Origin of the sequence: Clostridium sp. 2218st1_F5_2218SCRN_220325, from assembly GCF_039062665.1 — a bacterium.
Taxonomy (GTDB): domain Bacteria; phylum Bacillota; class Clostridia; order Peptostreptococcales; family Peptostreptococcaceae; genus Intestinibacter.
Window position 1 is genome coordinate 42,631 of sequence record NZ_JBCLNH010000016.1, and the last position, 20,854, is coordinate 63,484.

Genomic DNA, 20,854 nt, shown 5'->3' on the forward strand with positions numbered 1-20,854 from the left:
ATTACGTATATGAATTATATTACAAAAAAGATAATAACTCAATATTTAAATACTTAGTTATTTATTTCCAATTTTTATGATTTTATTCACAATATTCTTGTCATATAATACTACACTTTATCATAAATTTGAATAGATATCTTATAAGAAGGTGTTATTTATGAAAAATTTAGAACGTTATAAAAGAAGTATGAAGTCAGAAGCCCTCAGCAGTGTGTTGCTTTTAGTTTGTACTATAAGTGCTCTCAGCATCGCCAATAGCTCATTTGAAGGTGTTTATAATAATATTATTTTTGATAATCATTTTTTTAAATTTCCCTTAAATGAATTTATAAACGACTTTTTGATGTTTTTCTTCTTTTTAAATGTAGGACTAGAAATCAAAGAAAATATTTTATTTGGGAATTTATCTTCTATAAAGAAGGCATCTTTTCCCGTAATTGGCTCAATTGGTGGAGTAATAGTTCCTGCTATAATATTTATACTATTTAATCACAATACAAATTATTTAAACGGATTTTGTATACCAATTTCAACTGACATAGCTTTTGCTGTCGGTATATTTTACATATTTAAAAATCACATAAACCCTCAAGCTAGATTGTTTTTACTTACATTAGCAGTAGTTGATGATCTTATCTCAATAGTAGTCATAGCTGTTTTCTTTACACAAAATATCAACACAACCTACTTATTTATAGCTATACTTGTTATGCTTTTATTAATTATTGCAAATAAGGTATTTCATATCGAAAATATACCTTATTATATATTCAGCGGGCTTATACTATGGTATTTGATTAATTGTAGCAATGTCCATCCAACCATAAGCGGTATATTACTTGCTATATGTGTACCTGCTAAACCTTATAAAAATAAAAAGAGCGTATTAGAAATACTACAAGAAAATCTCTCTCCTTTTACTAACTTTATAGTTATACCTCTTTTTGCCTTTGTAAATAGCGGAGTATCTTTAGACATAACTACTAATTTAAATAATAGCCAAAGGTTGTACTACGGAATATTATTTGGACTTTCTATAGGAAAACCACTCGGTATAACTTTATTTACATATGTATTTTCAAAATTAAAATTAGTAAATAAACCTAAGGGCTTAGATTTTTATTCAATATTTTTAGTTTCATTAATAGCTGGAATAGGATTTACAATGTCGATATTTATGTGTGAGCTGACTTTCTCATATGATTTTGAGCTTATAAACCTCTGTAAATTCGCAATACTCAGTGCTTGTTTGTTTTCTGTTGTTTTGACTTCTATTTTTATATTTATAAAGGAGTTTTTCGGCTCTAAAAAACATAGCTTAAAACTTGTTCAAAAATAAATAAATCTTTATTTGGAATTTAATTAAACTATATTTACCTTGTATGTAAGATAAATATAGTTTCTTATTTGTTGTAAATAAAAGTCTGGATATAAATAATTGTATCTAGGCTTTTATTTTTCTAATTTTATGAATATACAAATTTATTTTTATGCAAAATATGGAATTATTTTGCTATTTTTCGTATAATATACCTGTCAAACAAAAAAGGGGGAAGATGATATGCCACTTAAAATACCAAAAGAGTTACCAGCATATTCAGTATTATCAAACGAAAATATTTTCGTTATGGACATAGAAAGATCTATGCAACAGGATATAAGACCATTAAAAATAGCAATCCTAAATTTAATGCCTCTTAAAATCCAAACAGAAAACCAATTACTTAGATATTTATCTAATTCACCTATACAAGTAGAAATCACTTTGATTAATGTAAAAAGCCATGAGTGTAAAAATACTTCAAACGAGCATTTAGATAAATTCTATACTTATTTTGAAAATATTAAAGATGAAAAATTCGACGGTTTAATAATAACAGGGGCACCAGTTGAACTTTTAGAATTTGAAAAGGTCGATTATTGGGACGAATTAGTTCAAATTATGGAGTGGAGCAAGAAAAATGTATTCTCAACTATACATATCTGCTGGGCTGCACAAGCTGCATTATACCACTACTATAATATCCCAAAATACGAATTAAAAGATAAATTATCAGGTGTATTTGCACATACTGTAAATAATCCAGATGCAACTTTGACAAGAGGTCTAAACGATATGTTCTACGCACCTCACTCTAGACATACAGAAGTCAAAAAAGAAGATGTCTTAAAAATTGATGAGCTAGAAATATTAGCTGAATCAGAAAAAGCAGGCCCATTTATAATGTCTACAAAAGATGGAAGAAGAATATTTGTAACAGGCCATTTAGAATATGATACAGATACATTAAAACAAGAATATATAAGAGATTACAATAAAGGTATGAATCCTCTTATACCAGAAAATTATTACCCTAATGGCGATATAAAAAGCGAACCGATAAATACATGGAGATCAAACGCCAATTTATTTTATGGAAATTGGTTGAATTATCAAGTTTATCAAAATACACCATATGATATTGATAAGATTGGCGAGAAAATGAGCTTGCGTAGAAATTCATATGAAGCTGATGAATAGGAGCGTGGAAGTGGAGATGTTTTCTTCACTTCTTTTTTTGACTTAATTTTTTGTTTACTTTATTTTTATTTATGGATTTTATTGTGATTTTTTAATTATATATTTCACTACAATTTTTTAATTTATCTATAGCATTTAAAATATCAGTATTTAATTCAATATTTGGGTAAGAGTTTATGTATACACAACCTTCATCTAAATTTAAATTTTTAGCATTTTTTATATTTGTACTAATGAAAAATACTTTTTTAAATTGTACATTTTCAAAATTAGCATTCTTATAAATTAAATTATGTATATTACTTTTATATTCCAAATATCCATCTAAATCTCGTTCTAGCACCTCTTCCTCATTTTTAATTCTTTTTACTACAATAACTGGGTAGATAAGAAAAATTATAAACGAAAATAAAGAACCAAGCACTAATGGCATAGACAAGAATAATAAAATAGTTGATAAATACATAGGATACCTTACAACCTTATACAATCCTGTATCTATTACTTTTTGATTTTCTTGTATTTCTACAATTCTCGATAAGTACGCATTCTCTCTTAAAACCTCTGCATATAATACATAAGCAAATAAAAATATAATCGTTGAAATAACAATAATCCATCTAGGTAAGATAAGCCACTTAAATCTATAGTTTAGCCCTGCAACTATAAAACCACTTATAAACATTACTAAACTCACTCTAATTAGTATTTCTTGCTTAGATTCCTTTTATAAAATTATAAAAAATTCGCTTCGCTCATGTCGCCAACGACTTCGTCCGTTGCTTTAGTTAATAGGTTGGAAATTATATATTATCCACAAATCAAATAATATATAATTTCCTTAGAATTTTAAAAAACTCCCTATATAAAATAAGGAGTTTTTATTGTAAAAAAGTTGTTATTTTTAATCCTTTTGAAATTTATATTCTAGTAAAACAATAAAAATACTAAAAAGATTTAATTAAAATTTTATAACTTTAGGTTCTTCAGTAAATGAAGATATTGTAGCAGTTACATTTTTCAAATAAAGAACTTCGGTATTATCGTCATCAGCTCTATAAAGAGTTTTTAAATTTGGATAGCTATCTAACATATGTTCTTTAGCTTCCACTCTGTCATCTCTTACTACTTCTCCTGCTACACGAATCCATTTTTCGCCGTTAAAAGCGCATATTTCTACTTTAGGATTTGCCTGCATTTCTTTTGATACATCTTTTACTTTACCTGTTTGAATGTATAGTTTCCCCTCAAATATGTCTACTGTTCCAAAAGGACGAACTCTTGGTTGATCTCCTTCTACAGTTGCTAGATAATATGTATTACAAGCTTTTAAAAAATCATATACTTCTTGCATTTTTTTACCCCCTGATATTATTGTACACTTTCATTATAGTATTTTTTTCGCCATTTTGTCCTTATTTTATACTTATTTTACTTTTTAATTATAAAAATCACCCCTATCATCAGACATAATCCAACAATAGGGGTGCACTTTCCTTTTTATTTATATTTATTTATATATCTATCTATATCTATATCTATATTTATATTTATCTATCTATATTTATATTTATCTATCTATATTTATTAATAGTTAGCTATTTCTTCTTTTGCATTTTCAATAGCTTCTAATATATCTTTTTGGTCTTGGTTTGCTTTTTTAATTTCTGCATTAGCTTTATTTAATAAAGTATTAGATTCATTTTGAGAATCATTCATTTCTGATCTTAAGTCGTTTAATTCTTGTTGTGAAGCATTATATTTTTCTGACATGTTTGCGTAATCTGATTTTAATTGTGAAACAATTGTGTTTAATGTCTCAATAGTAGATTCAAGTTGTGATTTTTCTCTATTTAAGGCATTTATTTGTTCATTTAAATTCTCTATTTGAGATTTTAATGTTGAATTTTCACTGTCTATATTGCTGTTATTTGATTGTAATTTGTCTAATTCTGATTGTAATCTTTCAATTACTTTATCTTTAGAATTTATAATTTCTCTCAAATCTTCAATCTGCTCTTCATATTCTATAGCTTTCATATATGTTTGTACATAAAGTTTATCTTTAAACGCTATTAAATCATTTAATCTATCTATTTCATTTTGTTTAGTTTCTATAGAATTTGTTAAATCAGATATTAATATCTCTTGAGCATTTATCTTTGCATCGAGTCCTTCAACAATAGATGTAAATTTTTTTATTTCATTTTTTAAATCTTCTTTACTACCTTCAGCAAGCAAGCTATTTACTTCTGCCTCTAATCTTTCGATTCTTTCTTTGTATGAATCTCTTTCTGTAGTTAGTACTTCTATTTTTTCTCTAGCATTTTCTAAATTTGTAGTTAAATCAGTTAAACTTTGCTCTAATTTTTTCTTTTGTTCAAGTATTTTCGCTTCATTACTCTTAGCTTCTATTGCTGAAGTTTTTAAAGATTCTATACCGCTAAATATTTCTGTTTTTTCAGAATTGTAAGACAATAAACTTCCTAATAAAACACCTGATGCAACTAAGCCTCCTGATCTAATTATTTTTCCTAATATCATTATTTTATTTTCCTCTTTTCTATGTCATCCCCTTTGCATTTTTTTATTTTTCTTTCCCTAATTTACTTTATTTTAATATGTTTTTGCACTACTTTCAATAAGTTTTTGCACTTAGTAATCAATTTACATTAATGTATAGTTTTTCAATAATTTAAATTCATAACCATTTACATTTCCGAACAATACCATATTTTTAACTTTATTTTTATACATAACGTTCGTTAAAGTCTCAAAATTCTCGGAGGTTATAATTTTGACTACTTAAAAATAATTCATGCAGTCACGTACATTATATACAAATCAAAAACACCACAACATGATATCCATCATCCATATTGTGGTGTTTTTAATGAGTTTTATAAAAAGTTTATACATATTTATGTAAAATATCTATTATATAATACTTAGTTTAAACTATTCTTGATCTTGTGTCTTAAAAGAAATCTCAATCTTATCTGTTCTAGGTTTTAATCTAATACACTCAACTTTTGCTTTTTCAAACATGAATTTTGATGCTTTTATCGAATCTGTATCTTTGTATTTATCTTCTAAGTAATAAACCTTTTTAATTCCAGATTGAATAATATTTCTTGCGCAGTCATGACATGGGAATAGATTTACATAAATTCTACATCCTTCTAGGTTTTTACCGCGAGCATTTAAGATAGCATTTTGTTCAGCATGAACGACATAAGGATATTTAGTATTTAAAAAGTCACCTTCTCTTTCCCAAGGGAAATCCTCATCACTACATCCATTTAAAAATCCGTTGTATCCTATTGATACTATTCTATTGTCGCTGTCTACTATACAAGCCCCAACTTGTGTAGATGGGTCTTTACTTCTCATCCCTGATAATAATGATATTCCCATAAAATATTCGTCCCATGAGATATAATCTGTTCTTTTCATATTGCCTCCGATTTTACTTATTAAAATTATTTTGAATAATTTACTTTTTATTTTGTATATATTAGTATAACCTTATTATGGTGATTTATCTATACCTAAATTACATATAATTAAAGTTGTATCGCTTTTATATTAAAAAAGGCTATACAGAGAATTCTCCATACAGCCTTAATCTTAAACATCAATCGATTTAAATCCTTTACCAAGCACTTCATAAACATCAGTAACTATAATAAATGATTTTTCATCTAATTCTTTAACCATTTTTTTAAGCGCAACTTCTTGCTTTTTGTGATTAACAACAACTAGCATAACGTTTTTATCTTGATTAGTATAACCACCTTTTGCATCTAATATAGTAGCACCTCTACTTAAATCTCTTATAATAGCCTCTTGTAAGATATCTTTTTTCTCAGTTATTATAAAGAACGCCTTTGCATAGTCAAATCCCGAAGTAATAGTATCTATCATCTTTACTATTATGTAAAGTGCAATTGCAGAATAAATACCTGTTTCAAAATTCTTATTAGCAATTCCCGCTAAAATTACAACTGTACCGTCTATCATAGTTAAACATTTTGATACCGGTATACTTGGTATAACTCTATTTAGCATAAGCGCTATAAGATCTGTTCCTCCAGTTGATGCATCTATTCTAAATAATATTCCAAGAGATATCCCAAGAAGTATTGCCCCTGAAATAGCTGCTAAAAGCGTATTATTAGTAGGTGTTACTGCTGATAATGGCTCAGTTATCTTAAGCATAATTGTAAGAATAGCCATTCCTATAAATGTCTTTATTGCATCTTTTTTACCTAAAATTTTTACAGAGAAAAGTAAAAGTGGTGTACTTATTGTAAATAAAATATTAGATACTGAAAATCCAGTAAGTTTTGATATTACAACAGATAAACCACTAAGCCCCCCTGGTGCAATAGTGTGTGGTACTAAAAACATATTCAGCCCTACAGACATTATTATACATGCTGTGATTAGTCCTATGTATTCTACTAAAATACTTTTGTAATTATGTTTCATGATATAATACCTCCCTTTGTAGTTACAAATAGATATTATACCATATTATAACTATTTTTTAATTGTGCCTTTAAAAGTTAAAATTAGTATTTTTTTACAATTGAATCTATCGTGAATACATATCTTATGAAATCCTGGATAAAATCATGAAGTATAGTAGTTGCCTTTTCTTTATTGTATAAATCTTGTTTTTTTATTTCATTTATAACAATCCATTCTTCATTTAAATAATTTATTATTTTACCATCAAATTCTGTTATCAATCGTTTCTTTCTTTCAAGTATGTCTTTGTTATTTTCTATATTTCTATATAATCTATATATATAACCATCTTGTCCTATTTTTGATATTTTATTTACTATGTATATTGTTTCATTATCTTCTATACAATCAGATAAGTCGACAAATTCTAAAACACTTCCCCATCTCTGCATATAAATGCACGCAGATTTTATTCTGCTTTTTAGATTTAAATTAGATACTCCTAATACTAATGGACTATCACAATTAGGAATTAGACACACATTGTTATTTTTACCAGTGATAAGCGAACAACAATACCCCTCTTCTCCAACTTCTGCAATTTCTCCTAAAAGTTTTACAGATTGCTTTTCATTTAAAACTATTTCTTCTTCAAGTTGACAAGTTTTTAATATTTGTTTTATTTTGTATGCATCTTCAACTTCAATAGGCAAGTATTTATTCTTTTTAGTTAAATAGTGTTGTTGAATAACCCCTGAAACATAATCCAACAACTCATTTTTTTCTAGCTTTTGTAATGTAGTTTGTAACTCATAATCTACAGCTACTGAATCCATCGCATTACCCCCTTTTCTCATTATTAATTGTTATAAATTCTACATGAATATCCAAATTTCCTTTTATTTTTTATTCATATAATTATTATTTTTTATTATATAAAAAACTAGCAAATATCGTCTATTTGCTAGTTTTCATAATAAGTCTTTTAAATTTACCCCTGATGATTTCATAATTTCTCCCTATATAACAGCCTTTAACTCGCTAACAGACATTTTTTCAACAAGATCATGCATCTTCATTTTATCTCTCATAAAGCTATTGTAGACTTTGTAAGAAGGTTCTTTATCCCCGTAGATTCTCCAACTACAAACTTCTACAAATTCTTTTCTACCATATCCCATAAATCCAAGTACATCTTTTAACGGATATCCAAGGAAAATCCCTATTTCGTGTGGGAATTCTTCTGATTCTAATCTAAGCACAAGCTCTTTCATATAATCTTCAAAAGTGTATTCTTTAGCATATCCTAAAAATCTTAAAAAGTTTCTACATTTTTTGTCATTTAAGCATCTATTCATAGATTTTTCATTTATAAATAGTACTCTTTTACTGTTATCACTTACGTTTATAATTTCATATTTTACCTTTTTGCATCCTTCAAAAAACTCTTTTATCTCTTTTAATTTTCTCTCCTTATCTTCAGCCCCTCCTGGTATATTTACTATCTCAGCTGGCTTAGACCCTAATATTACAGGGCCAATCAATCTTATAATTCTTTTTATATATGATGAATTTGTTTTATTTTCACAACTTTTACTACCACAACTTACGTTATCACAATCGTTTATACATTTATTGTTCATGCTCATATTAATAATCTCCTTATTGATAATCATTATCACTTTATTTTTATTATATCACCATTGATATTAATTATCAACTAATTACCAAAATCATTATCAACTTATATTTTTCCATATTATTAATTTTTTGGTTTTACAATTATTTTTTATTTTATGTATTTTTTATTTTTATATTAGGGGTTATATCATGTAGTTTTAGTTTAGTTATAATTTTTAATATTACTCCCTACTCGGAATTATTTTTTTTAAATAAAAATTAGCGCTACTTATCTTATAAATCTAATAAATATAAAAAGTGTTACAAATACATTAAATAAAATATATTTGTAACACTTTTTAAACTAAGCTTCTTATTATAAACTTATAAATTATTTTTTATAAATCAAGTTTCGCTATATTTTCTTTCATTATTTTAACCGAACTATCGAATTTTGCCTTGTCGTCTTTGTCTAAGCTAAGTTCTACAACTTCTCTTACACCATTTTCATTTATAACACTTGGTACTGATATGTATACGTCGTCATGACCGTATTCGCCATCTAAATATGAAGATACACTCAGTATACTGTTTTCGTTGTCTAGTATAGCTTTAGTTATTCTTGCAAGAGACATACCTATTCCATAGTAAGTTGCTCTTTTTGCTTTTATTATTTTATATGCTATATTTCTAACTTCGTCTTCTATTTCAGTAAGTTCATCGAAAGTTATACCTCTATTTTTAGCTGCAAAGTGGTAAATTGGTTTTGGTCCACAAAGAGCATAACTCCAAGGTACGAATTGTGAGTCTCCGTGTTCTCCTATTACGTAAGCATGGATATTTTTTTCGTTTACATTTAGCTTTTCACTAAGTGCTGATCTAAGTCTAGCAGTGTCTAAAGTTGTTCCTGAACCGATTACTCTTGATTTATCAAAGCCTGATAGTTTCCAAGCTGCATAAGTCATAATATCTACTGGATTTGTAGCTATTAGTATGATGCCTTTAAATTCTGATTGTTTTAAGTTAGATATTATATTTTTCATTACTGCAATACTTTTATGTATTGTATCTAGTCTTGTTTCACCTTCTAGTGGTGGTGGTCCTGCTGTTATACAAACTAATGATGCGTCTGATAAATCGCTATAATCTCCAGAATATATTTTCATTTTACGTGGGGCAAAACTAAGACCATGGTTTAAGTCTATCGCTTCACCTTCTGTTTTTTCTTTATTTATGTCTATTAAAACTAGCTCTTCGCATGTACCTTGGTTTACCATTGAGTATGCGTAACTCATTCCAACCATTCCAGTACCGATAATTCCTACTTTTGACTTCATATTTCCCTCCGATGTAGTTTTCTTTTTATTTTACCACATTTATCTTATTTTTATTCATTTTTGCATCTCATGGAAATTATTACCTAATAGTTATTTTTCTAATTCTTTTATCAAATCTACATTTGCCTTTTCAATACTATTTAAATCATATTCATAATTAAAACTGTAATCTGGTGTGTACCATGATTTTGCTGAAAAATAATTTCTGTATTTAGCTTTTTCAAATACATAACCATGTCTTGCAAATATTTCATTTCTTATATAAGCTAGCTGTTCTTTAGTGTATCCATAAAGTTCGCTTCTAGATAAGTATCTTACATTACTATCTGGTATAATATATCCACTATTATAACTGCTACTTGAATTATTATTAGAGTTATTATTTGAATAATTTCTAGAATTATTAACTGATTTAGTATTATCTCTATTTACAGAGTTACTACTATTATTTTTATCATTTAAATTATTACTTTCACTATTTGATACATTTCCCGAATTTACTTGTTGATTTACAGATGCTGTAGCGTTTTTTGTAGAACTAAACCCGTCTTGACTTAAAAATATTCCGCCTACAATTAGTGCAATACTAGCAATTAATACTGGGATTGCAATTTTTAAATTATTGTTTGTTGGCTCTTTGATAGGCTCCCCTAGACTATTCCCACAATTTTTACAATAATACAAATCATTTGAATTTGTAGCCCCACATTTTTCACAAATTTTCATTTTTTATCATTCTCCCCGATTTTTTAAATTTAATATAATTTATATCCACATCGACTGCAAAAAAGTATATCACCTTCTATTATTTGCCCACAATTTGGGCAAGTTCTCTGCAGATTTGTTTGTCTTGGTATATTAGATGTATTTGCTTGATTTCTATATAAGTACTCATTATTAGAATTATATGTTACTTCTTTCTTTCCTATTATAATTAAAACTATCGATACTACTGCACCAATTATTCCTAAAACTATCATTACAATCCCTATTTCAAACATCTAAAATCCCCCTTTTCTGTTAATTTTAGTTTTAAGTTTATATTATATAGTATAGCAAAATATATATCAAAATCTATCTTTAATATAATAAAAACCCAGTAAAATTTAAATTCACTGGGTTTTTATTATATTTCATATTATTATTAGTAAGTTAATATTTCACAACCGTCTTCTGTTACTAATATCATGTTTTCCCATTGAGCAGATAATTTACCATCTTCTGTATAAGATGTCCATTCGTTATCTTGGTCTATATAAAGTTCATATCCACCTTGGTTTATCATCGGTTCTATAGTAAACATCATTCCTGGAACCATAAGAACTCCTTCGTCTGCATTTCCATAGTGGAATACAAATGGATCTTCGTGGAACTCAAGACCTATACCATGACCTCCGAAATCTCTAACTACTGTGTAGCCGTTTTTGTGAGCATGTTCTTGTATAGTCGCTCCAATTACTCCAAGTGGTGTCCAAGGTTTAACTTTTGCTATAGCCATTTCCATACACTCTTTAGTTACTTCAACAAGTCTTTTTGCTTCTTCGCTAACTTCGCCTATCATAAACATTCTAGATGCATCTGAATAGTATCCGTCTAATATTGTCGATACGTCTACGTTTACTATATCTCCTTCTTTAAGTACATCATTTTCTGATGGTATACCGTGGCATATTTGGTCGTTTATTGATGTACAAACACTTTTAGGGAATCCGCTGTATCCAAGTGGAGCAGGTATTGCACCATGTTTAACAGTAAAATCGTGAACTATTGTGTTTATTTCATCTGTAGTCATTCCCGCTTTTATGTTTTTTGCAACTTCGTCAAGTACTGCCGTATTTATTTTAGCACTTTCTTTTATCTTTGCAATTTGTTCTTCATTTTTTATCATATCTCTAGTAGGAACTTGGTAACCAGCTTTAGCGTATTCTTTTAATTTTTCATCAAATTCCATATGGCATTTTTTATATTTTTCGCCACTGCCACACCAGCATTTACTATTTCTTCCTAATAACATATTTTGCCTCCCTAACCCTTAATTATAGGTTTTCTAAGTATATAATTTTTATCAACTTCAATTCCTAATTTCATCTTAACTATTTGTCTAGCATGTGGAGCTGATTCTATTGGCTCGCCATCTTCGTTGTACATTTCTAAAATAGTTGTAAACATAGTTTCTTTGTAAGGCCCTATTACTTCTATATCGTCATTTACAGACATTTTATTTCTTTGTTCTACGATTATATATCCATCATCAAGAACATCTCTTACAATTCCTATAAAGTCGTAATTTCTTATATATGAAGCTGATTCGTAGTTGTTTGAATTTTTACCTGGTCTATCTAGGAAAAATCCTGTTGAGAAATCTCTGTGACTTCCTTTTTTAAGTTCGTCTAACCACATTGGATCGAACTTCCAGTTTTCTGGATCTTTATAATAAGCATCAATCGCCATTCTATAAGCTCTTACAGTTGTAGCAACATAGTAAGCTGTTTTCATACGACCTTCTATTTTTAAACTTGTTATACCACTTTCAAATATCTCTGGTATATATTCAATCATGCATAAATCTTTTGTATTGAAGAAGAATTGATAATCTTCATCGTCTAATACATTTTCATATTGTCCGTCTTTTTCTTCAACTAAGTTGTATTTCCATCTACAAGATTGCGCACAAGAACCTTTATTGGCATCTCTTCCTGTAGTGTAGTTACTTATTACGCATTTTCCAGAATAACTCATACACATAGCTCCGTGTATAAATGATTCTATATCCATATCTTCTGGAGTGTTTTCTCTAAGTTCTTTAGTTTCTTCAAAAGACATCTCCCTTGCAGTTACTATTCTTTTAGCACCTTGATTGTACCAGAAGTTTGCAGCTACGTAATTTGATGTACTCGCTTGAGTACTTATGTGTATTTCCATATTTGGAGCTGCTTTTTTTACTATGTTAAATACACCGGCGTCACTTACTATAACAGCGTCGACACCTATTTCATCTAATTCTTTTATATAATCAGCTAAACTAATTAAATCCTCGCTTCTAGGGATTATATTAACTGTTACAAATACTTTTTTACCCATGCTGTGTGCAAATTCTACACCTTCTATCATGTCCTCTTTTGAGAAATTCTTAGCAGCAGAACGCATACCAAATATTTCTCCACCTATATAAACGGCATCGGCACCATAGATAAAAGCTATTTTTAATTTTTCTAAATCACCAGCAGGAGCTAATAATTCTACTTCTCTCATGAATTCTCCTTTACCTATATAAAATTTTATATATTTAATTATTACCAATTTTTCTAGTTTAATTTCATATATTATAAATCTCCTAATAGATTATAACATAAAAATGGCGCTTCTATACAGTAATTATCTACTGGTATAAAAGCACCACTTATTTTTATACTATTATACTAGAAGCTCTAGTATTATTATACTACATAAACCATAATTTTAGTATAAATAAAATAGCTAAAGTTATCATAACACCTGATACATGTTTTCTTTCTTCTTTTTTAGCTATTAAATTGTATAATAAATTTATAAATACATAAGATAATACACCTAATGTTAAACCATCACCTATTGAGTAAGTTAAAGCCATTCCAGCTATTGTTATAAATGCAGGAACACCTTCAGTTATATTATCAAATTCTATATGCTTAACTTCACTTAGCATTAAGTATCCAACATAAATTAATGCTGGAGCTGTAGCACAAGAAGGTATAGCTATAAATATTGGCGAGAAGAACATAGCAATTAAGAATAATACACCTGTAGTTAAAGCAGTATATCCAGTTCTTCCTCCTTCTAAAACACCTGTAGAACTTTCAACAAATGTTGTTACAGTAGTAACACCTAACCAAGCACCTATAGTAGTAGCAAAAGCATCTGCAAGTAAAGCTCTACCTACATTTTTAACTTTTCCATCTTCATCAACCATATTTGCTTTTGAAGCAACCCCAACTACAGTACCTACAGTATCAAAGAAATCTACAAATAAGAATGTACATAATATAGTTATAAAGTTAAATGCAGTTTCTGGATTAGTTATATAGCTGAAGTCTAATTTATTTATTATTGGAGCTGGTGATTCAAATTTAAATACTCCATTTGGTAAATATATTTTTAAAGCAGCCGCTGCTTCTGGGTTTATTAATGCAAATCCCCAAGCAAGTAATGAAGAAATTACTATACCTATTAATATAGATCCCTTTACATTTTTCTTACTTAAAACTGCTGTAACAATAAAACCTATACAAGTTATTATAATCGCTACATTAAACTCACCCATTTCTATTAATGTTGAGTCGTTGTTTACTACTAAACCACAATTTATTAATCCTATAAAAGCTATAAATAATCCTATACCACCTGAAACTGCTATTTTTAAGTTTTTAGGTATAGCATTAACTACAGCTTCACGAACTTTAAATAATGATAAAATTATAAATATTATACCTTCAACAAATACTGCTGTTAAAGCTATGTGCCAACTTACACCCATACCAATTACTACAGTATAAGCAAAATAAGCATTAAGACCCATACCTGATGCAAGTGCAAACGGCATGTTTGCTAATATAGCCATTAAAAAACACCCTATCGCAGCACCTAGACAAGTAGATGTTACAAGAGCCCCAGCTGGCATCCCAGTTTCTGATAATATACTTGGATTGACAGCTATTATGTATGCCATTGTTAAAAATGTAGTTAACCCTGCCATCATCTCTGTTTTCTTGTCAATCTCTTTATTCGTTAATATTGGAAACAACTTCTGCATGAATGTTCCATTTTGGTTCATAAAATGATACCTCCTATGATGTTAATTTTCGTCAGTCGTATTTACGAATATTATTTTAAATTATTTAATAAAAAAAGTCAATAAGACAAATAAAATTAATATATTTTTATTTTTCATTCGGATATATTTCGTATTTTTGACTTAAATAAACCTATACTTTTGTATATGATATCTATTGTTCCCTATTTATTATTGCTTATTTATTAATGCTTATTGAAAATTTTTATAAACATAAAAAATAGGGACTATAGTCCCTATTTTCATTTAAATAATTTGTTTTATCCATTTTTTACTCTAACTCTAAGTGGTATATCAAGTGAGTCAGCTAGTTCTTGTGATTGTCTTATTTCTTCATCTGTTATTTCATCAACTACTGAAAAACATACTTCTTTTATACAAGTTTTGCAGTCTTTTGCAAAGCTAAGCATTGCATCAAATGATTTTATTCCAAAAGCTGGTTTTGCAACTTCTAAGTAAACTTCTTCATTTGGTGCATTTAAACTTATCGATACTGCATCTATTGCATCTTTAAGAAGCACTGCTGTTTTTTTCTTGTGAATTAAATCAGCAAGACCATTTGTATTTACTCTTATTTTTATATTTTTCTTAGTTTTTATGTAATTTGCAAATTCTACAACCTCATTTATTCTCATAAGTGGTTCGCCATATCCACAAAATACAACTTCTTCATACTCGTCTAAATTGAATTTTTCAAGCTCAGCTTTTAACTCATCAATAGTCGGTTCATGATCTAACCAAAGGCTATCACTTCCTCCTACGCTGTCTGTGATGTCCCTTACACAAAACACACATTTACAACAACATAGATTTGTTATATTTACATATAAGCTATTTTCGATTGGATATAATAATGTCATAATACTCTCCCTCTATCTACTATTTTAAAATTTAGTTTTATACTGTATAAATTTATTATACACCTTTTTTATACTTTATTATCTTTATCTATCAAAAAATTGTTTAATGTTGATTTTGTCTAAAACTATTCCTAAGATTATAAATACTATAAAACTTCCTATTGGTTGAATCATTCCAACTGCAGTTATCGCAAATGCTACTGCCATATTTCCAAACATTAAACCTTCTACAAACATATAAAGTACTGTTCCTATTATACCTGCTAAAAATGCAGCTACTATATTTCTTGTAGTAAGTATTTTGTCGCTTTTATTTGAAAAAAGTAAAACTATAATTGGTTTTATCATTAATGTAGGTACTACCCATATAAAAGCACCTGATGTTAAATCTGCAAGACCTGCGCCAATTGCACTACAAACCATAGCGTAAGGTAGTGGAAGAATTGCTGCACTTAAATATATTATTGAATCTCCTATATGTGCATATCCACCATTTACTGTAGGTATATGTAGTATATGTCCTGTAACTAAACATATTATTGCTGCTAATAATGCTGATGTCACTAAATTTCTTGTTTTTGTCGATACATTCTTATTTGTTTTTGTTGTTTCCACAATCTTACCTCCTAAAAAATTATATTTAGATTATAATACAATTTTTAAATGTATTGTATAATCTCAATACAAACTATATATATTTAGGAATTTGTATCGATACAATTATATATTGATTTCCTTAGAAGTAAAAAAACTATGAACTGCTCCAAATTCAGTTCATAGTTTTCATTTTGTAAATTTTTATTTTTATGATATTTAAAATTGCATAAAATAATTAAATACCTAATCTATTATTGGATTAAATTTTATTTAAAAGAGTTACCTCTAAACCCCTCATCTTTCAGTTCTTTATCTATGTCTTTTTTCAATTTTCTGTGGTATTCATCTTCTCTATATTCATCTATCATTTCATCTTTTTTGCTTTCTAGGTTGTTAATCACTCCTTTTGCTTCGTGTTTTAAATCTTTTGCCGTATTTTTTATACTATGTCCGACTTTTTGCATACCCTCTTTTACATCATCTTTCATATTTTCCATATGTTTTTTTATACTTGTCATTTTATTTACCTCCTTATTCATATTATTATTTTTCCAAAAAAAATATAAAATATTTATAAGGATTAATAAAATTTAAATATCTTTTTTAAGAGTATATCCTATTCCTTTTACTGTTTTTATATAAGGCAATTTAATTTTTTTCCTTATATTTTTTATATGAGCATCCACTATTCTAGTATCTCCAAAATAATCGTATCCCCAGATACTATCTAATAATTTTTCTCTTGTAACAACTTGCGGGTAATTTTGAATTAAAGATTTTAAGATTTTAAATTCTTTTAATGTTAAATCTACTGATTCATCATCTATTTCAACAGAATATGTCTTTAAGTTAAGTTTAATCTTTTCAAATTCTATGTATGATTCTTTTTGTTCTATTTTCGCTCTTCTTAAAACGGCTTCTACTCTTTTTAACAATAATTTATATGAAAACGGCTTAGTTATATAATCATCACATAACAATTCAAACCCTCTAATTTGATCTTCTTCAGTATTAGCTCTGGTTACAAATATAATAGGAATTTGAGATTCTCTTCTTATCATTGTGCATACAGAAAATCCATCTAAATTAGGAAGATTCACACCTAAAATAATTAAATCATAATCATTTTCTTTATACATATGAATTCCTTCCAAACCATCATCTGCACAATCTACATTATAACCATTAGAGGTCAAAAATTGTTTTAATAATTGTTGACTTGTAAAATCTTCTTGCACTATTAATATATATGCTTTCATCTTCAACCTCCTAAAATTTTCAAAAAGACTAATTTATTATTAATTCACTCTAAATACCAAACCATAACTATCCTAACAAATTATAAAATATTCACTAAAATTTACCTTTAAAAGTATTATAACACAATATCATTTCTAAAAATTTAATTATTTAATTCTTTTTGACTGTTTTATTGTGTTTCCAGTACATTATATTATACCAAAAATATAATAAAAAAGCTTTTTTTTCTAAACATTTTTTTAATATATTATATTTAAATATAAATTATATAAAAACATATACAAATTTTATATATAAAAATATAAAATCAAAAATAAATACAACCAAATCTATACAATTTAATATTGTTTATTATAAAAAAATTCACTTCGTTCATGGCGCCAACGAATCGGAGATTCCATTGCTTAAAATTTAATAGGTTGGAAATTATGTATTATCCACAAACCAGATAATATATAATTTCCTTAGAATTAAAAAAGATATAGGAAATTAGTATAATTTACACTAAATAACCTATATCTTAATAATATTCACTAATTTTTTATTTTAAGTTTATAATATTCTTTATAAAATAGTTTAATTTATTTATTAATCTATTTTTTTAATTAAATATTTAATTATATGGTTTAAACTTTCTAAGTCTTAATGCATTAAATACTACAGACACAGAACTTAAACTCATAGCAGCTGCTGCTATCATTGGATTTAGAAGTGGACCTCCAAAGATATATAAAACACCTGCTGCAACTGGAATTCCGATTGTATTGTATCCAAATGCCCAGAATAAGTTTTGTTTTATATTTCTGATCGTATCTTTACTAAGTTTTATGGCTGTTGGAACATCCATTAAGTCATTTTTCATTAAAACAATATCAGCCGATTCAATAGCAACATCAGTACCACTACCTATTGCTATACCGATATCTGCTGCTGCAAGAGCAGGAGCGTCGTTTATACCGTCTCCAACCATAGCCACAAATTTTCCTTCAGCTTGTAATTTTTTAATTTCATTTGATTTATCTTCTGGAAGAACTTCTGCTAAAACTATATCTATACCAACTTGAGAGGCAATAGCTTGTGCAGTGTTTTTGTTGTCACCAGTAACCATAGCTACTTTTATACCTAAGTTGTGTAAAAGTTCTACAGCTCTTTTACTGCTTTCTTTTACAACGTCTGCAACTGCAATAATTCCAGCAAGTTCATTTTCAATTGATATAAACATAGGTGTTTTACCTTGTTTAGCTAATTCATCGTATTTATTTTCAACTATATCTAAAGATATATTTAAATCCTCCATCATTTTTACATTACCAAGGTTGATTTTTTTATTATCTATTACTGCATTTATACCTTTTCCTGTAACTGAGTTGAATTTTTCTACATTTATTAAGTCTATATTTTTTTCGTTTGCATATCTAACAATAGCTTCACCAAGTGGATGTTCAGATCCTTTTTCTGCTGATGCCGCTAATTTAAGTATATAATCTTCTTCGTAATTTCCATAAGTTATAATCTCAGTAACTTTTGGCTTACCTTCAGTAATTGTACCAGTTTTATCGAATATTACTGTATTGACTTTATGTGCAAGCTCTAATGCAACACTACTTTTTATAAGGATTCCATTTTCGGCACCCTTACCAGTACCAACCATAATCGCAGTTGGTGTCGCAAGACCTAACGCACAAGGACACGCTATTACTAATACAGATATAAATATTGTAAGAACAAAAGTCGTATTTTCTTTTCCTATAATAGCCCAAAGTAATGCAGCTACAACAGCAATTGTTATAACAGCAGGTACAAAATACCCTGCTACAGTATCTGCAAGTTTTGCTATAGGGGCTTTTGTCCCTTGAGCATCTTCAACAAGTTTTATAATTTGAGCAAGAGCAGTATCTTTACCTACTTTAGTAGCTTCAAATCTTATAAGACCGTTTTTGTTTATACTAGCACCAGTAACGCTATCACCAACAGTCTTTTCAACAGGCATACTCTCTCCAGTAAGCATTGACTCGTCTATTGATGTATGTCCAAATACGATTTTACCATCTACAGGTATTTTTTCACCAGGTTTAACAACGACTATATCTCCAACTAAAACTTCATCAATAGAAACCTCAACTTCTTTATCATCTACCATAATTATCGCAGTTTTAGGTTGTAGACCCATAAGTTTTTTAATAGCCTCAGAAGTTTTACCTTTTGAGCGAGATTCTAAAAACTTACCAAGAAGAATTAATGCAATTATTATACCAGCACTTTCAAAATAAAGTTGGTGGTGATGAGACATATGCATCTCCATTGATACACCTGCATTTCTTATTAAGTTTATAGTAGTATATAAACTGTATATAAATGCTGATGATGTACCGATTGCAACTAATGTGTCCATATTGGGACTTCCATGGAATAGTGATTTAAATCCGTTTATATAGAATTTATAACCAACAAGCATAATAGGTAGAACTAATACAATTTGTATAAGTGCATAGTTTATAATATTAGTCTCTGGACTTATTATGTTTGGTACTGGCCAAGGTCCAAATGGCTTTGGTACCATAGGTCCCATAGCTATATAAAATAGTGGTATTGCAAAACAAATTGCAACTATAAACTTTCTAAATAAAGTGTCTCTTTCTTTATCTTTTCTTTTTTGGTCTTCATCTACACTTTCTCTATTTTCTTCAGTTATAGGCTCATATCCAGCTTTTTCAATAGCTTTTGTGATTTGAGAAAGTCTAACTTTTGTAGGATCATAAGTAATAGTCGCCTTTTCTGTAGCAAGATTTACACTAGAATCCTCAACACCGTCTAGTTTTTTAGTCACTCTTTCTACAGCTTTTGAACAAGATGCACAAGTCATACCATGAATAGTAAGCTCGATTTTTTTGATATTAGATTCTTCAATAGGTTCATAACCAGCCTTTATAATAGCGTGATTAATATCATCAAGACTTACTTTGTTTTCATCATATGAAATGACAGCATTTTCAGTAGCTATATTTACGTTAGATTCCTTAACTCCATCAAGCTTCTTTGTAACTCTTTCTACAGCCTTAGCACAAGCAGCACAAGTCATGCCACCGACTTTCATCTCTATTTTCTTTATGTTTTCTTCCTCTTTAATTAATTTATACCCAGCCTTACTAATCGCCTTTTCTAGTTGATCATAGTCGACTTTATCATCTTCAAATTCTACAGTTAATTTTTCTGTAGCTAGATTTACATTTTGGCTTACAACACCATCAAGCTTTCTAACAGCTCTCTCAGCAGCATTGGCACAAGATGCGCATGTCATGCCTTCAACTTTGTATGTCTCTTTTACTACATTGCTCATGAGATAATCCTCCTT

The 20,854-nt window shown here is 28.3% G+C and carries 20 protein-coding genes; 2 read left to right on the forward strand and 18 right to left on the reverse strand.

Annotated features, from left to right (window positions below; all coding sequences use genetic code 11):
- Positions 1-160: 160 nt before the first annotated feature.
- Both nhaA and metA read left to right on the forward strand, forming a co-directional pair.
- Positions 161-1,342 carry a Na+/H+ antiporter NhaA gene (gene nhaA, locus ABCM86_RS10165; protein WP_195930261.1) on the forward strand — a complete coding sequence of 394 codons (1,182 nt, stop codon included), beginning with the start codon at positions 161-163 and terminating at the stop codon, positions 1,340-1,342.
- A gap of 222 nt (positions 1,343-1,564) precedes the next feature.
- Positions 1,565-2,524, forward strand: a complete 960-nt coding sequence (gene metA, locus ABCM86_RS10170; RefSeq protein ID WP_195930260.1) for a homoserine O-succinyltransferase — start codon at positions 1,565-1,567, stop codon at positions 2,522-2,524.
- Positions 2,525-2,615: 91 nt separating this feature from the next.
- On the opposite strand, the gene ABCM86_RS10175 is transcribed toward metA, so the two are convergent.
- The 18 genes from ABCM86_RS10175 to ABCM86_RS10260 all read right to left on the reverse strand — a co-directional run bounded on the left by ABCM86_RS10175 (position 2,616) and on the right by ABCM86_RS10260 (position 20,839).
- A complete protein-coding gene (locus ABCM86_RS10175; RefSeq protein ID WP_343003945.1) occupies positions 2,616-3,209 on the reverse strand; it encodes an isoprenylcysteine carboxylmethyltransferase family protein in 594 nt (197 codons plus the stop codon).
- 276 nt (positions 3,210-3,485) lie between these two features.
- The gene (locus ABCM86_RS10180; protein WP_343003946.1) at positions 3,486-3,878 is read right to left on the reverse strand and encodes a pyridoxamine 5'-phosphate oxidase family protein; all 393 of its coding nucleotides are present in this window, start codon (positions 3,876-3,878) and stop codon (positions 3,486-3,488) included.
- Positions 3,879-4,111: 233 nt separating this feature from the next.
- Positions 4,112-5,068 carry a hypothetical protein gene (locus ABCM86_RS10185; protein WP_343003947.1) on the reverse strand — a complete coding sequence of 319 codons (957 nt, stop codon included), beginning with the start codon at positions 5,066-5,068 and terminating at the stop codon, positions 4,112-4,114.
- Between the two features lie 414 nt (positions 5,069-5,482).
- Positions 5,483-5,980 carry a dCMP deaminase family protein gene (locus ABCM86_RS10190; RefSeq protein ID WP_195929763.1) on the reverse strand — a complete coding sequence of 166 codons (498 nt, stop codon included), beginning with the start codon at positions 5,978-5,980 and terminating at the stop codon, positions 5,483-5,485.
- 174 nt (positions 5,981-6,154) lie between these two features.
- The gene (locus ABCM86_RS10195) at positions 6,155-7,018 is read right to left on the reverse strand and encodes a YitT family protein (protein WP_343003948.1); all 864 of its coding nucleotides are present in this window, start codon (positions 7,016-7,018) and stop codon (positions 6,155-6,157) included.
- Between the two features lie 83 nt (positions 7,019-7,101).
- A complete protein-coding gene (locus ABCM86_RS10200) occupies positions 7,102-7,836 on the reverse strand; it encodes a hypothetical protein (RefSeq protein ID WP_195929761.1) in 735 nt (244 codons plus the stop codon).
- Between the two features lie 183 nt (positions 7,837-8,019).
- Entirely contained in the window at positions 8,020-8,649 is a 630-nt protein-coding gene (locus ABCM86_RS10205) for a DUF3793 family protein (protein ID WP_343003949.1), read from the reverse strand.
- Between the two features lie 369 nt (positions 8,650-9,018).
- Complete coding sequence (locus tag ABCM86_RS10210) at positions 9,019-9,957, reverse strand: L-lactate dehydrogenase (RefSeq protein WP_295677222.1); 939 nt, start codon at positions 9,955-9,957, stop codon at positions 9,019-9,021.
- A 90-nt stretch (positions 9,958-10,047) separates the two neighbouring features.
- Positions 10,048-10,683, reverse strand: coding sequence for a YARHG domain-containing protein (locus ABCM86_RS10215; RefSeq protein WP_295734990.1), 636 nt, complete (start codon positions 10,681-10,683; stop codon positions 10,048-10,050).
- A 29-nt stretch (positions 10,684-10,712) separates the two neighbouring features.
- Positions 10,713-10,958, reverse strand: a complete 246-nt coding sequence (locus ABCM86_RS10220; protein WP_295778929.1) for a zinc-ribbon domain-containing protein — start codon at positions 10,956-10,958, stop codon at positions 10,713-10,715.
- 143 nt (positions 10,959-11,101) lie between these two features.
- Positions 11,102-11,971, reverse strand: coding sequence for a methionyl aminopeptidase (locus ABCM86_RS10225; RefSeq protein ID WP_195929757.1), 870 nt, complete (start codon positions 11,969-11,971; stop codon positions 11,102-11,104).
- A gap of 11 nt (positions 11,972-11,982) precedes the next feature.
- Positions 11,983-13,209 (reverse strand): U32 family peptidase, encoded by a 1,227-nt coding sequence (locus tag ABCM86_RS10230; protein ID WP_343003951.1) that lies wholly within the window; start codon positions 13,207-13,209, stop codon positions 11,983-11,985.
- A gap of 190 nt (positions 13,210-13,399) precedes the next feature.
- A complete protein-coding gene (locus ABCM86_RS10235; RefSeq protein ID WP_343003952.1) occupies positions 13,400-14,767 on the reverse strand; it encodes an NCS2 family permease in 1,368 nt (455 codons plus the stop codon).
- Between the two features lie 278 nt (positions 14,768-15,045).
- Complete coding sequence (locus ABCM86_RS10240; protein WP_295677229.1) at positions 15,046-15,645, reverse strand: TIGR04100 family radical SAM protein; 600 nt, start codon at positions 15,643-15,645, stop codon at positions 15,046-15,048.
- Positions 15,646-15,729: 84 nt separating this feature from the next.
- Positions 15,730-16,260, reverse strand: a complete 531-nt coding sequence (locus tag ABCM86_RS10245) for a TIGR04002 family protein (RefSeq protein WP_295677231.1) — start codon at positions 16,258-16,260, stop codon at positions 15,730-15,732.
- Between the two features lie 248 nt (positions 16,261-16,508).
- Positions 16,509-16,760: a hypothetical protein gene (locus ABCM86_RS10250; RefSeq protein ID WP_343003953.1), complete on the reverse strand. Its 252-nt coding sequence runs from the start codon at positions 16,758-16,760 to the stop codon at positions 16,509-16,511.
- A 72-nt stretch (positions 16,761-16,832) separates the two neighbouring features.
- Positions 16,833-17,501, reverse strand: a complete 669-nt coding sequence (locus tag ABCM86_RS10255) for a response regulator transcription factor (protein ID WP_307993993.1) — start codon at positions 17,499-17,501, stop codon at positions 16,833-16,835.
- A 614-nt stretch (positions 17,502-18,115) separates the two neighbouring features.
- Positions 18,116-20,839: a heavy metal translocating P-type ATPase gene (locus ABCM86_RS10260; protein ID WP_343003954.1), complete on the reverse strand. Its 2,724-nt coding sequence runs from the start codon at positions 20,837-20,839 to the stop codon at positions 18,116-18,118.
- Positions 20,840-20,854 lie beyond the last annotated feature (15 nt).

Excerpts from the sequence above, each read along its gene's own strand:
- nhaA (WP_195930261.1), top strand. The coding sequence starts at position 161 with ATGAAAAATTTAGAACGTTATAAAAGAAGTATGAAGTCAGAAGCCCTC.
- metA (WP_195930260.1), top strand. The coding sequence starts at position 1,565 with ATGCCACTTAAAATACCAAAAGAGTTACCAGCATATTCAGTATTATCA.
- ABCM86_RS10175 (WP_343003945.1), bottom strand. The coding sequence starts at position 3,209 with ATGTTTATAAGTGGTTTTATAGTTGCAGGGCTAAACTATAGATTTAAG.
- ABCM86_RS10180 (WP_343003946.1), bottom strand. The coding sequence starts at position 3,878 with ATGCAAGAAGTATATGATTTTTTAAAAGCTTGTAATACATATTATCTA.
- ABCM86_RS10185 (WP_343003947.1), bottom strand. The coding sequence starts at position 5,068 with ATGATATTAGGAAAAATAATTAGATCAGGAGGCTTAGTTGCATCAGGT.
- ABCM86_RS10190 (WP_195929763.1), bottom strand. The coding sequence starts at position 5,980 with ATGAAAAGAACAGATTATATCTCATGGGACGAATATTTTATGGGAATA.
- ABCM86_RS10195 (WP_343003948.1), bottom strand. The coding sequence starts at position 7,018 with ATGAAACATAATTACAAAAGTATTTTAGTAGAATACATAGGACTAATC.
- ABCM86_RS10200 (WP_195929761.1), bottom strand. The coding sequence starts at position 7,836 with ATGGATTCAGTAGCTGTAGATTATGAGTTACAAACTACATTACAAAAG.
- ABCM86_RS10205 (WP_343003949.1), bottom strand. The coding sequence starts at position 8,649 with ATGAGCATGAACAATAAATGTATAAACGATTGTGATAACGTAAGTTGT.
- ABCM86_RS10210 (WP_295677222.1), bottom strand. The coding sequence starts at position 9,957 with ATGAAGTCAAAAGTAGGAATTATCGGTACTGGAATGGTTGGAATGAGT.
- ABCM86_RS10215 (WP_295734990.1), bottom strand. The coding sequence starts at position 10,683 with ATGAAAATTTGTGAAAAATGTGGGGCTACAAATTCAAATGATTTGTAT.
- ABCM86_RS10220 (WP_295778929.1), bottom strand. The coding sequence starts at position 10,958 with ATGTTTGAAATAGGGATTGTAATGATAGTTTTAGGAATAATTGGTGCA.
- ABCM86_RS10225 (WP_195929757.1), bottom strand. The coding sequence starts at position 11,971 with ATGTTATTAGGAAGAAATAGTAAATGCTGGTGTGGCAGTGGCGAAAAA.
- ABCM86_RS10230 (WP_343003951.1), bottom strand. The coding sequence starts at position 13,209 with ATGAGAGAAGTAGAATTATTAGCTCCTGCTGGTGATTTAGAAAAATTA.
- ABCM86_RS10235 (WP_343003952.1), bottom strand. The coding sequence starts at position 14,767 with ATGAACCAAAATGGAACATTCATGCAGAAGTTGTTTCCAATATTAACG.
- ABCM86_RS10240 (WP_295677229.1), bottom strand. The coding sequence starts at position 15,645 with ATGACATTATTATATCCAATCGAAAATAGCTTATATGTAAATATAACA.
- ABCM86_RS10250 (WP_343003953.1), bottom strand. The coding sequence starts at position 16,760 with ATGACAAGTATAAAAAAACATATGGAAAATATGAAAGATGATGTAAAA.
- ABCM86_RS10255 (WP_307993993.1), bottom strand. The coding sequence starts at position 17,501 with ATGAAAGCATATATATTAATAGTGCAAGAAGATTTTACAAGTCAACAA.
- ABCM86_RS10260 (WP_343003954.1), bottom strand. The coding sequence starts at position 20,839 with ATGAGCAATGTAGTAAAAGAGACATACAAAGTTGAAGGCATGACATGC.